Here is a 12687-nt window from a genome sequence, read left to right as displayed (position 1 = left end):
CATAGAAGCCCCCTCGGCAACCGAGGCCGAGCGAACGACGTGCGCCGGTTGGCCTCCCACGCCTGCGGGGATACAATCGCGAGAACGACTTCGCGTCGCGTCGGGATTCCGTTTGCGTTCATACTCCTTTCGTAGGTATCGCTATGTCCAGCTTTTCCGCTCCGAGCAATCCTGGTCCCGGTCAGCCGGTTTATATCGCCGTGCAGCCGAAGCCGAGTCTGCTAGCACGCCTGGTCGGCTTAATCACTTGGCTCGGAATCGCACTGTTCGTGCTTGCCGTGATCTTCGCCCTCACGAGCCCCGATTCGTTCTCGCAAGACCCGGACAACAAACTCGAAGAGCGCTACCACTCGCTCGCGAAAGACGGAGTGAACAAGGTCGCCGTGATCGAGATCGATGGCGTGATCGAAGACGGCGAAGCGGTGAAGAAGCAAGTCGACAAGGTCTTGGCCGATCCGAAAGTGAAGGCCGTCGTGCTGCGCGTCGACTCCCCCGGCGGAACCGTCACCGGCAGCGACTTCATGTACCACCACCTGCGCAAGCTGAGCATCGACCGCAACATGCCGTTCGTCGTCAGCATGGGAGGCCTCGCCGCCAGCGGAGGCTACTATGTGTCGATGGCCTGCGGCACGAAGGAGAACGTCATCTTCGCCGAGCCGACCACTTGGACCGGCTCGATCGGCGTCTTAATCCCGCACTACAACATCGCGGGCCTGATGGAGAAGTGGGAAGTCGAAGACGACACGATCAAGAGCGCTCCGCTTAAGGGAATCGGCAGCATTACCCGCAAGATGACCCCCGAAGAAAAAGCGGTGTTCGAGGAGCTCGTGAAAGAGAGCTTCGATCGCTTCAAAGGGATCGTCAAGTCGGGCCGCCCGAAGCTCACCGACGATCAATTGAAGAAGGCCACGACCGGACAAGTCTTCACGACCAAGCAAGCCCTCGAGCTCGGGCTCGTCGACAAACAAGGCTTCGTCGAAGACGCGATCGCCCGCGCGATGGAGCTTGCGTCGCTCGATGCCGCGACGACCAAGGCCGTGAAGTACCATCGCCCGAAGTCGCTGGCCGATACGCTCGTCGGCGCTTCGGCAGCGGCGCAGAAGAGCGAAGTGCAGGCCTTGCTCGATCTCGCCACGCCGAAAGCCTACTACCTGTTTTCGTGGCCGAACTCCGGCAAGTAAATCATCTATGAGCGAAAGACCATTCGCAGGGCGCACGGCGATCGTCACCGGCGGCGCGTTCGGCATCGGCCGAGCAACGGCCATCAAGCTTGCGCTCGGCGGCGCGCGTGTCTTCACGGGCGACATCCGGCCGCAGCCCGAAAACGAAGCACGGTTCGCCGAACTCGGCATCGTGCAACTCCTCTGCGACGTCCGGCGCGAGGCCGACGTGCAATCGCTCGTCGACGCCGCGTTCGCCGCGACGGGCCGAATCGACATCTTGGTCAACAATGCCGGGATCGGCCTCGTGAAACAAATCCCCAACGTCACGGAAGACGAATGGGACCGCGTGCTCGATACGAACTTCAAGTCGGTATTTCTCACGTCGAAACATTGCATCGGTCCGATGCGCGCCGGCGGCGGCGGAAGCATCGTCAACGTCTCCAGCAACGCCGGGCTGTTGCCTCGCGCCCACGATCCCGTCTACAGCACCAGCAAAGGGGCGATGATCGCGCTGACGAAAAGCCTGGCCCTAAGCCACGCCCGCGACAAGATCCGCGTGAACGCCGTCTGCCCGGGCCCGGTCGGCGATACGGGCATGATGAACGCCGACTTGGCGAAGGCCCAAGATCCGCGAGCCACGGCGCAGATGTTCATCGATGCCAGCCCGCTCGCGAAGGCCCATCGCCGCATGATCACTCCGGAAGAAGTGGCCGAGGCGATTTGCTATTTGGCAAGCGATGCGGCGCTGATGGTGTCCGGAACGAGCATCGCCATCGACGGCGGCAAATCGCTCGGCGTGCCGCCGGCATAAAGGTGCCGCCGGTATAGAACAAGAAGCTTAGGAGGGGTCGGGCTTCCGCTCGGAGGTCGGCTTCTTCACCTTGTTTTCCTTCTCGGGATTCTCTTCGCGGTCGCGGCGCGGCTTCTGCATCCCGCGGTCGCCTCCCGGCATGTCGCCGGAGCGGAACTCCCCATCGCGCGGCGGAGGAGGGGGTGGCGGGCCGTCGCCGGGCGGACGCCGATCTCCAGGGCCGCCCGGGCCGTAGCGAAAGCCGTCCGAGCGCGGATCGTCGGCCGAGCCGAACGGCTGTCGCGCGTAGGGGCCCGGCTTTCCGCCGTGCTCTTTCCACATTCCTTTGTTGCGCAAATACTCACGCTTCAACTGCGCAGCCATTTCCTCCGGCGGCAGGGAGAGCAAACGCTGACGCTCCGCTTCGGGCAGTTTGTGCTCGAAGAACTTTCTCAGCTCGTTGTCGGCGATCTGTTGATACGGCTTGCCTCCGTCGCGCTGCTGCGCTACGCAGCGCTCGACCGATTGGCGAACCCAATCGGTCAATAAGTTCCTGAAACCTTCTTTGCTTTTCATCGCCGCATCCCAACGGGCCTGCGCGGCCGGCGAAAGTTGAGCGCGCAGCTTCGGCAGATCGGTGGCGAACTCTTCGAGCCGCGGACCCGACCCGCGCGCCGAGAGCAAATGATACATCAACGCCCAAGAGCGTTCGCGATCTCCCATGTTCTCGAAGCGTTCTCGAACCGGCGGGGGAAGATGTTCGAGGATGCGCGCTTGATGCGTGCGGATTTCGAGTTCGAGCCAAGTGATCAGCTTCTTCGAGTCGGCATCGCTGAAGCGCTTCGTCTCTTCCGTTTGCTTCTCGCCGGCCACGGCGACGACGCGCGCCGTCCGTTCGCTCGGCGCCAGGCCGGCCAACATCGCGCTCTCTTGCGGTGCCAACTGCGACTTCCACTTCAAATAATCTTCCAACGTCGAATACAACGATTCCGGGCTCGCGTCTTCGGCCAGTTCGGCTTGCAAGGCCCGGAGGCGCGCTTGCTCGGTCGGATCGAGTTTCTCGAAGCGTTCGCGCTTCGCCTCGAGCGCGGCCTTTTCGCTTTCGGACAAGACGGCGGTAGCGCGGCGCCGAGCGGCCAACGAATCGCGCGACGACAGCACCCAAGCGAGCTCCCCGGCCGCGACGGCGACGATCGCAGCCGCGATGGCGACTCGTCCCCAGGTCCAAGACTTCTCCGGCAGCTCGAACGTCTCCGGTTCGCGGTCCGTCACTTCGATCGGGCTGCCGCGCAACCAATCTTCCACCGGCCCGACGATGCTCGTCGCGGCGGTGAGGCCGACATCTTCGTGAACGGTTTTTTCAGGATCTTGTGGAGACATCGAAACCTAACGCAGCGAAAGAATGAGTTCTATTTCCGTTTTACCTATTTCCGTTTTACGGCCGGTGCATTCGACGGCGCGGGCTCGGCCAAAACGCGCCGATCACGCAGCTGGCGGAAGAACTCGGCGTTCTCGCCCGGCTCCGTTAGCCCGTACAGATCGAGCCGCTCTAAGACCGGCAGGTCGCGCAGCATCGTGTCGTCGGGCCGGGTGCGGAGCGCGTCGACGAGGAAAAAGCCCGCCACGCCCGCCGTCGCCACGCCGCCGGCGATGAGCAGCCGATCGATCCAAGTGCGCCGCGGCACGACCTTCTGCACCGCGGCCAACTGCTGCTTGGCGTCCAGCGCGATCATCTCGACCGTCATTTGCGTGAAACCGGTGCCGACGTCGGCGCGCGGCAACACGTCGAGCAAGTCCCAGGCCCGTTGCAGCCGTTGGAAATCGTGCTGCATGCGGGTATCGTCGGCGAGCGCTTGCTCGATGCGCGTCCGCTCTTCGCCGTCGACTTCGCCGTCGAGATAGGCGTTGAGCTGAGCTTGCATGTCCGGCACGGTGGTTCCGTCGCGGTCGCTCATGGCGTTTCTCCGGCGACGTTCGACTTGCCCGGCAAAACGCCCCGTTCGAGATACGCTTCCAACACGTCGCGTAAATTGTCGCGCGCTCGCGACAGCAGCGACTTGATCGCTTGCGGGGTCATCCCCATCGTTTCGGAAATTTCGGTGTAGCTCATGTTCTCGAATTTGCAAAGCAAGACCGCGAGCCGTTGGCGTTCGTTGAGCGTATCGAGGGCGAGCTTCACGACTTCGCGCATTTCCGCTTTATCCAACTGGCGCGTCGGCATGAGCGCGCTCTTCGCCAAGGCCAGTTGTTCGAGCGGCGCTGCGCCCCACGCGCCGGTCTCGTCTCCCTCGGCCGGCGTGAGGTTTCGTTCCTTCCTGCGGGCCCGACTTCTGCGCGCGTTCGAGGCGACGTTATTGGCGATCGTGAACAGCCAGGTCGAGAACTTCGAGCCCGGCACGTATTTCTTCCGCGAGCGATACACGCGCAGAAACACTTCTTGAGCCAAGTCTTCCGCGGCGTCGCGCTGGCCGGTCAGGTGTTCGAGCACCGTCACTAAACGATTCTGATAGCGCAGCATCAACTCCTCGAAAGCGGCGGCGTTGTCGTCGCGCACTTCGAGCATGAGCCGCACGTCGGGATCGCGCAGTTCGTAAGATTGGGCCGACGACTCGCCGACTACCAAACGCCTACCCGTTTCGCTGAATGAATGGTTCGAGAAATGGCCGCGCGGCCGGGGCTCGACGAGAATTTCCCTGTCGGGCCGAGCACGCGCTTTCAGTCTAGGACAACCCCGTACGCCCGGCCAGCCGGCACGTACGCGACCTCCTTAAACCATCATACCCCGAACAGGACACGAAGTTCCGCGGATCTAAGCCAAGCCGCAACTCGCCGAACGGCGCATCAGCCGCAGGGCGTTAGCCCCCGGTTCATCGGATGAGGCCGGCTGCTGCGGAGACCGGGGGCTAACGCCCTGCGGCTGATAGGCCGGGTGACATCCGATCGACGAAGGCTGTTCCCCAAACCCCGTTAGACGCGCGGCGGCGTCGGATCGGTCGGCGTGAGGCCGTGATGCGTGATCTCGTTCGCCAATTCGCGGCCGAGGTGGCTATGCCGCTTGCCGTAGCAGAAATAAATGACCATACCGACGGCGAGCCAAATGGCTAGTCGCATCCAATTGTGGGTTCCCAAAGAAAGCATCAGGATCAAGCAGGTGATGATTCCCATGATCGGGACTACCGGCCCGAGCGGAGCGCGAAACGGACGGTGAGCGTCGGGATTCGTCTTCCGCATGATCAACACGGCGGCGCACACCATTACGAAGGCCAAGAGCGTGCCGATGTTGGTCATGTCGGCCAACACGTCGAGCGGCAGCAGCGACGACGCGGCAGCCACGAAGAAACCGGTGAGGATCGTCGATTTGTACGGCGTGCGGAACTTTTCATGCACGGCACCGAAAAACTTTTGGGGTAAGAGGCCGTCGCGCGCCATCGCCAGCAGCACGCGCGGTTGGCTGAGCAACATCACCAGCAACACGCTGGTCATACCCGCGACCGCACCGAGCGAGATCAAGCCCGCAGCGAAGTTCATATCTCGTCCCGTGAACGCACTCGCCACGGGAGCTTCGACCGCGATTTGGTCGTAGGGAACCATCCCGGTGAGGACGGCAGCGACGAGAACGTAAAGGATGGTGCAGATAACGAGAGAGCTGATGATGGCGATCGGCACGTCGCGCTGCGGATTCTTGGCTTCTTCGGAGTGTGTCGAAATCGAGTCGAAGCCGATGAACGCGAAAAAGATCGTCGCCGCTCCGGCAAGCATGCCGACCGGGTGACTGGAATGCTCTTCCCATGGCATGGTAATGCCGCCGTAGCCGAAGGGGGCGAAGTTATTCGTCCAGTTCGCGGGATCGATAAAGAAAACTCCGACGCCGATCACGAACAACACGACGCCGACTTTCAGCAAGACCATCAGCGTATTGAAACGAGCGCTTTCTTTGATGCCGATGACTAAGACCACGGTTACGATCGCGGTGATCAAAATCGCCGGAAGGTCGATGATGCCGCCGCTCGCGAAGAAGGTATTAGTTTTGGGATTGAACCCGATCGGAGAATTGCCCCAGCGTTCGAAGAACGTGTGCAGCGAAGGGACCCACGTATCGGGAGCGACGATCACGATGAACTTTTCCACGTAATCGCTCCACGCATGCGCGACGGCGCTCGACGCCACGGCGTATTCCAAGATAAGATCCCACCCGATGATCCAAGCGAAGAGTTCGCCCATGGTCGCGTAGGAGTAGGTATAGGCGCTGCCGGCGACGGGGGCCATCGAAGCGAATTCGGCGTAACACAGGGCGGCGAAGACGCAGGCAAATGCCGAAGCGATGAACGACAGCATCAACGCCGGACCGGTTTGTTGCGCCGCGGCCTTCCCGACTAACACGAAGATGCCCGTACCGATAATCGCGCCGACCCCGAGCGAAGTGAGCGCCGTTGGGCCGAGAACACGATGCAAGCGATCCTGGCTTTCCATCTCCTTGAGAAGAATCGAAAGGTCTTTCTTCGCCCAGAGTTGCTTCCACATCGGGAGAGTTTCCTAGCGGTACGGTTGAGAGTTTGAAACTTTGCGGCGAGCGTTTTTCGATCCGGGCTGCAGGCGTAACGAAAATCGGGCGCGGAGAGAAAGCAATATATCTCTCCGCGCCCGCATGGCAGCCCTGTTTGCTTAATCTTTCACGATTCGCATCGAATAGAAAGATCGCCAGACGAAGATCAAAGCGACGGCGAGCATGATGACGCCGAACACGACCGTGTAGTCGGTCGTCGGCGTCAACGTCGGCTGGGCCGTCGCTCCGCTCGGAGTCGGGCCCGCGTGATGGATATCCACACCGCGAGCCGCTTCCTTCATCTTCACCGCAATCTCGACCGCCAAGAGCCCGAACAACGTCGAGAACTTGATGATCGGGTTCAACGCGACCGAAGTCGTATCTTTGAACGGATCGCCGACGGTATCGCCGACGACAGCCGCGGCATGCAGCTCCGTACCCTTTTCTTTGAGATCGACTTCGACGTACTTCTTGGCGTTGTCCCAGGCACCACCGGTATTGGCCATCGAGATGGCTTGGAACAGGCCGAACACGGCGATCGAAATCAGATAGGCGACGAAGAAGTTCGGATCGAAGAAGGCGAACGCGAGCGTGATCGCCATCAGGGCGATGAAGATGTTCCACATTCCCTTCTGCGCGTAGATCGTGCAGATGCGGACGACCGTCTTCGAGTCTTCGATGTCGGCTTCTTTCTTCGTGAGGTCCATGTTCTTCTTGATGAAGTCGACCGCTTGATAAGCACCCGTCGTTACGGCTTGCATCGAAGCGCCGGAGAACCAGAAGATCACCGCCCCGCCGCAAATGAAGCCGAGCAACACCGGTGCATCGGTGAGGCTCAAGTGCAGCAAGCCTTGCTTGCCGAGCAGGAGGATGATCGAGAAAATCATCGTCGTCGCACCGACGACGGCCGTGCCGATGAGCACCGGTTTGGCCGTCGCTTTGAACGTGTTTCCCGCCGAGTCGTTCGCTTCGAGATAATGCTTACCGAGCTCGAAGTCGGGCACGAACCCGAAATCGCGTTTGATTTCGTCGCGAATCCCCTTGATGTGCTCGGTCTGCGCGAGTTCGAAGATCGATTGCGCGTTGTCGGTCACAGGGCCGTAGCTGTCGACCGCGATGGTCACAGGGCCCATACAAAGAAAGCCGAAGGCGACGAGGCCGAACGCAAAGATCGAACCCACGCCGACGGCAGCCGCCCCCGGCGTCAGAACGACTTGCATGATCGAATTCACGCCGTCGGGCATGAGGCTGATGAAGTATGCAGCGCCCATCAGGCCGGCGATCAAAATGCCCATCCAGAACGCGCTGAAGTAGCCGGCGACGAGTCCGGAGAGAATCGTGAGCGAAGCTCCCCCTTCTTTCGACGCGGTCACGATTTCATGCACGTGCTTCGAATGCGAGCTGGTAAAGACTTTGGTGAATTCCGGAATCAACACGGCGGCCAATGTGCCGAGGCTGATGATCGAGGCGAGTTGCCACCAGAGTTGCGGATAGTCTTTGCCGGCGATCACAAGGTCGCTGATCAGCAGCCAGCTCATGCCGTACGAGGTGGTGATGCAAAGGATCGACGCGATCCAAATCAGACGCGTGAGCGGAGCTTCGAAATCGAACTCTTTCAAGCCCTTGTACTTCGCTTCGGAAATCTTCTGGTTGATGAAGTACGACGCTCCGGACATGAAGTCCATGAGGAACCGCATTGCGAAGATCCAAACGATCAACTTCGCTTGCAGTTCCGATTGCTCGACCGGAAGCGCGAGCGTGATGAAGGAGATGAGTGCCACGCCCGTGACGCCGTACGTCTCGAAGCCGTCGGCGGTCGGGCCGACCGAGTCGCCGGCGTTGTCGCCCGTGCAGTCGGCGATGACGCCGGGATTGCGCGGATCGTCTTCCTTCACGTTGAACACGATCTTCATCAGGTCGGAGCCGATGTCGGCGATCTTCGTGAAGATACCGCCGGCGATCCGCAACGCGGATGCACCGAGCGACTCGCCGATCGCGAACCCGAGGAAACAGATGCCGACGATGTCGCGCGGCACGAACAACAAGATGATGACCATCATGATGAGTTCGAGCGAAATCAAGAACAAGCCGATCGACATGCCCGCACGTAGCGGAATGTTGACGACGTCCCACGGCACACCCCGCAGCGAAGCGAAAGCGGTGCGCGAGTTGGCGTAGGTGTTGATCCGAATGCCGTACCAGGCGACCCAGAACGAGCCCCCCATGCCGACGACCGAGAACAGCAGCACGAGCGCCGCGGTGCCGAAAGTTTGCCCCTGCAGGCCGACGAAGTAGTAGGTCATCGCCGAGCCGATGATCGCGAAGAGCATCAACAGGAATTTGCCCTGTTGAAGCAGATAGGTCTTGCAGGTCTGAAAGATCACTTCGGCGACGTCGAGCATCGACTTATGCGCCGGCATCCGCTTGATTTCGTTTCGCAAATAGAGGCTGATCCCCAACGTGCCCGCGATGACGAACGAACCGTAGAACAACAAGTTCCAAGCGCTGATCGTGGCGCCGGCGATCGTGAACTCCCCCTTGTGCAGGTCGGGAATAGCAAGATCGGCCTCGCCGGCCCAAGCCGGAGCCGCGACCGAAAGGAGCACGATCAAAGAACCAAGCAACTGCGGGAGCAGCGACCGAAGACGAAGAGAAGGAAAATTCACGTTTGGGCCTCGACAAGGGACGACAGGACGATGATGCGTATGACGACGATTTCGGACGAGTGAATGCGGATTCAGCGGCAAGAATTCCGCTAAAACCTCCCATAACGGGCGGTTAGCGGCTTCTTCGGGTCGAACCATAGGCCCACACTTCCGAGCGGGCACGATTTCTTGTGCGGCAAAATAACATCTTCGCGGTCGCTTATCAAAGGAAAGTCTCATTTCTTCCGGAGAAAATGAACGACTTCGCCGGAATTTTTCCCGGCCTCGCGGCGTCTAAATGCAACGTCGTCGCTCAACTTTCGCCGGCGAAACTCCCTTCGTTTCGCGCGGAAGCCTTGCCGATTCGCAAGCTTTTCGCGCTTTCGCGGCATCCACATCTCGGGCAGGAGCCGCGGCCGGAGTTTGGTAGAATCGCCGTTCGTAGTTTTCGAAAAAATCTTCTTCTCAGGTTTAGCCATGATGGTTTCCGCCATGTTGAAAAGCTTCGCCTCGCTTTCGTGCTTCTCGGCCGCGAAGCCTTTAGGTTGCGTTGCGAGCGCTTGCTTGCTCATCGCCGCGAGCGGTTGCTATAAGCCGAACGAACCGGCGGCGAAGTCGGGCGGCTCGGCCGCGAAGCAGGCCCATGCTCACGCCGAACACGCACATCCCTCGGCCGGCCCACACAAGGGAGCGCTGATCGAACTCGGAAAAGAAGAGTTTCACGCCGAGCTCGTTCACGACGACGCAGCCCATAAGGTAACGATCTACCTGCTCGACGATCACGCCGTCGGTAAGGTGACGACGACGGAAACGAAGCTCGCGTTGAACTTCGTGCTCGACGGCAAACCTCAGCAGTTCTTCCTCGCCGCGCTCCCTCAAACCGACGACGCCGCAGGGACGACCTCGCGCTTCGAAGCGGTCGACCCAGCCCTCTGCGAAGCGATCGACGCCCCGAAGAACCAGGGCCGCTTCAACGTCACGATTGCCGGCAAGTCGTACAGCGGCACACTCGCCGCTGAAGCGCACGACCACGGACATAAGCACTAAGGCACCCAACGTAGCAGGCACGTTCCACGTGCCGTAGCCACGTGCGTCGTTCGAGCTAAGTGCGGCATCGCGACGCACGCGGCTCCGTTCACACGCTCTGTTCACACGCAGCTCCGTTCAATAGCCCCGGATGCATATCCGGGGACACACCGCAACGATCGTTCCGTATCAACCGTGGCGGACGGCACGTGGAACGTGCCTGCTACTTTGGCCCAATTCTTCGCGTTGAATCTCGCGGCGCGTCGTGCGATGTTGGGCCTTGTGAGGAGACGAGACTCCGACCTCCGGTAGGTTTCGACGCGTTGCCGGTTTCGCTTGCGCGAGACCGGCGACGACGAATCGCGATGGGGAATTTTTAGCTTCGGCCGCGCCGCTTGTCGCCGCCGGGGTTTGATCGAATCGAGCGCTAAGCTCGGTCCCTCGCGACGATGGTCGATCGAACGATTGTTGTGAAGACGATCGCTCGATGTCTCTTTCCGGCCTGCGGTGCGTGAGCGATCACATATCGCGATCCTCGGTCGTCGTGCGTTCAGGCGAGACGCACGATGACAACCAACGCGGATCGAAACTTGCACGACGGTCTCTGCGCAGTTGCAACATCGCAGAGAACGCTTCGCTGCTGGGCGTCGTCCGGTGCGTCGTCGTCTGAGCCAGTCTTTCTTCAAATGAAGCAAGCCGGTTCGGGCGAAATGCTCTGCGCAGAGAATCGTTTGACAAGATGCCCAGGCCCGCTCGGGCGACGACGCACGAATGTTTTTTCAAGTCGCAAGCCGGCGCGATCATGGCCGTGCTTTGTTTGAGTAGTAGGCACGTTCCACGTGCCGTCCGCCACAGACGATATGGAACGATCATCACGGTGCGGCCCCGGATATGCATCCGGGGCTATTGAACGGAAGCTGTGTGTGAACGGAGGTTGCGTGCGTCGCGATGCTGCATTCAGCTTCCACGGCGCATGTGGCTGACGGCACGTGGAACGTGCCTGCTACTTTACCTACCGACGAAAAAAGCCCCGGACTTGGGTCCGGGGCTTTTCGTATGGGAAACATCGCGACGAAAGGCCGCATGTTCGATGTCGAGTCTTCGGAAACGATTACCGCTTCGAGAACTGCGTACCACGGCGAGCACCGCGGAAGCCGAACTTTTTGCGTTCCTTCATGCGGCTGTCGCGCGTCAGCAAGCGATTCTTGCGGATCGGCTCTTCGAGCGTCGGGTCCATCAGCTTCAAGGCACGAGCGATGCCCATACGGCAAGCGCCCGATTGGCCGGTCGTGCCGCCGCCGGAAACCGTGATCACGATATCGACCGCGTTGCGCCGGTCGCACAACTCCAAGGCCGAGATGACCGAATAGCGATCTTGTTCGTTGGCGAAGAACTCGCTGAGCGGGCGACCGTTGACGACGATCTTCCCTTCGCCCGGTCGGACGCGAACGCGAGCGACCGAAGTCTTACGGCGGCCGGTGCCCAAGGTTTCGTTGATTTTTGCTGCCGTCGTCATGGCGTTCCTCTAAATATGCGTGCGACGTGTCGTCGCTTTAGGATCTGAGATGAGACAAATAAAGCGACTACTACTTCGTGTTCTCTTTCCGAACGCCGAGATCTTTCGGTTCCGGCTTTTGCGCTTGGTGCGGGTGTTCCGCTCCGGCGAATACCTTGAGCTTATCGAGCATCTTCGTCGCGAGCTTGTTCTTCGGCAACATGCGGCGAACGGCTTCGATGAGAATCAATTCCGGATTCTTTGCCTTCCGCTCTCCGGCCGTGTCGGCGCGAAGGCGATGGTAGCCGGTGTAGTAGGTGTATTCCTTTTGTTCCCACTTCCGGCCGGTGAACACGAGTTGATCGGCGTTGATCACGATCACGTACTCGCCCGTATCGACGTGCGGCGTGTAGGTCGGGCGGTGCTTGCCCATCAAGATCGTGGCGATTTCCGTAGCGAGACGACCGACGACTTTTCCGGCGCCGTCAACGAGGTACCACTTTTGTTCAAGTTCGCCTGGCTTGGCGACATACGTTTTCGTCAACATGGAAGAGTTTCGCTTACGGCGGAGTCGTGAGAAATTGAAGAATTAAGCAGTTTAGCGTTCGAGTCGCGAGAGTTCAAGGGCGGCCGTTTCGGGAGATTTCAGACCGAAAAAGGCGGGAATCCGCCCAAGCGTTCGTTTTCCCGCGAAAGGGATTCCCCTAACCATCGGAAGATGCAGCCGACCCACATCAGCGAAATCGACCCAAAGCGAACCACGAGACACGACCTAAACCACCCATTCCACCAATTGCCCCGAACGGAGCCGGAACTATGTCGCTGGATCGCTCGTTATTCCGCAACTTCCTTCACAGTTCATTCCAGGTCGAGATCGCCACGCGTGGCCGCACGCTCGAACGGAAGTTTCGTACGGCTTCTTCCGTGACTCTCACCTTCTTCTCTGGCTCTCACCGTGATTACATCTTTTCAAAACATGGCGCTCACAACGATTCAACATTGCCGGAGTAGGCTGATGAGCCTCG

At 60.1% G+C, this 12687-nt stretch carries 11 protein-coding genes; 4 read left to right on the top strand and 7 right to left on the bottom strand.

Translation table 11 applies throughout. The annotated features are described in order from the left end of the window. Nucleotides 1-143: 143 nt before the first annotated feature. On the top strand, nt 144-1181 hold the full coding sequence (sppA, locus tag K8U03_20845; protein MCE9607341.1) for a signal peptide peptidase SppA: 1038 nt from the start codon (nt 144-146) through the stop codon (nt 1179-1181). Between the two features lie 7 nt (nt 1182-1188). Further along, the gene (locus tag K8U03_20840) at nt 1189-1974 is read left to right on the top strand and encodes an SDR family oxidoreductase (protein ID MCE9607340.1); all 786 of its coding nucleotides are present in this window, start codon (nt 1189-1191) and stop codon (nt 1972-1974) included. Nucleotides 1975-2001: 27 nt separating this feature from the next. Here the strand turns inward: K8U03_20840 and K8U03_20835 are convergent, their stop codons facing one another. The 5 genes from K8U03_20835 to K8U03_20815 form a co-directional block, all read right to left on the bottom strand. Next, nucleotides 2002-3333 carry a hypothetical protein gene (locus K8U03_20835; GenBank protein ID MCE9607339.1) on the bottom strand — a complete coding sequence of 444 codons (1332 nt, stop codon included), beginning with the start codon at nt 3331-3333 and terminating at the stop codon, nt 2002-2004. 44 nt (nt 3334-3377) lie between these two features. Then, nucleotides 3378-3908, bottom strand: coding sequence for a zf-HC2 domain-containing protein (locus K8U03_20830; protein ID MCE9607338.1), 531 nt, complete (start codon nt 3906-3908; stop codon nt 3378-3380). Continuing rightward, entirely contained in the window at nt 3905-4576 is a 672-nt protein-coding gene (locus K8U03_20825; GenBank protein ID MCE9607337.1) for a sigma-70 family RNA polymerase sigma factor, read from the bottom strand. Before K8U03_20825 ends, K8U03_20830 begins: the two co-directional genes overlap by 4 nt. 344 nt (nt 4577-4920) lie before the next feature. Then, the gene (locus K8U03_20820; GenBank protein MCE9607336.1) at nt 4921-6474 is read right to left on the bottom strand and encodes an amino acid permease; all 1554 of its coding nucleotides are present in this window, start codon (nt 6472-6474) and stop codon (nt 4921-4923) included. A gap of 141 nt (nt 6475-6615) precedes the next feature. Further along, nucleotides 6616-9300, bottom strand: a complete 2685-nt coding sequence (locus tag K8U03_20815) for a sodium-translocating pyrophosphatase (protein MCE9607335.1) — start codon at nt 9298-9300, stop codon at nt 6616-6618. A gap of 318 nt (nt 9301-9618) precedes the next feature. Here K8U03_20815 and K8U03_20810 point away from each other — a divergent pair, with 318 nt between their 5' ends. After that, a complete protein-coding gene (locus K8U03_20810) occupies nt 9619-10188 on the top strand; it encodes a hypothetical protein (GenBank protein ID MCE9607334.1) in 570 nt (189 codons plus the stop codon). A 1090-nt stretch (nt 10189-11278) separates the two neighbouring features. On the opposite strand, the gene rpsI is transcribed toward K8U03_20810, so the two are convergent. Further along, a complete protein-coding gene (gene rpsI, locus K8U03_20805; GenBank protein ID MCE9607333.1) occupies nt 11279-11683 on the bottom strand; it encodes a 30S ribosomal protein S9 in 405 nt (134 codons plus the stop codon). A 70-nt stretch (nt 11684-11753) separates the two neighbouring features. Then, entirely contained in the window at nt 11754-12209 is a 456-nt protein-coding gene (gene rplM, locus K8U03_20800; GenBank protein MCE9607332.1) for a 50S ribosomal protein L13, read from the bottom strand. Nucleotides 12210-12478: 269 nt separating this feature from the next. On the opposite strand from rplM, the gene K8U03_20795 reads away from it, so the two are divergent. Continuing rightward, nucleotides 12479-12673 carry a hypothetical protein gene (locus K8U03_20795; GenBank protein MCE9607331.1) on the top strand — a complete coding sequence of 65 codons (195 nt, stop codon included), beginning with the start codon at nt 12479-12481 and terminating at the stop codon, nt 12671-12673. The last annotated feature ends 14 nt before the right edge of the window (nt 12674-12687 follow it).

The sequence above is a fragment of the Planctomycetia bacterium genome (assembly GCA_021413845.1).
Lineage (GTDB): Bacteria > Planctomycetota > Planctomycetia > Pirellulales > PNKZ01 > PNKZ01.
Note: the sequence above shows the minus strand (reverse complement) of the source record. Positions and strands in the feature narration are given on the sequence as shown.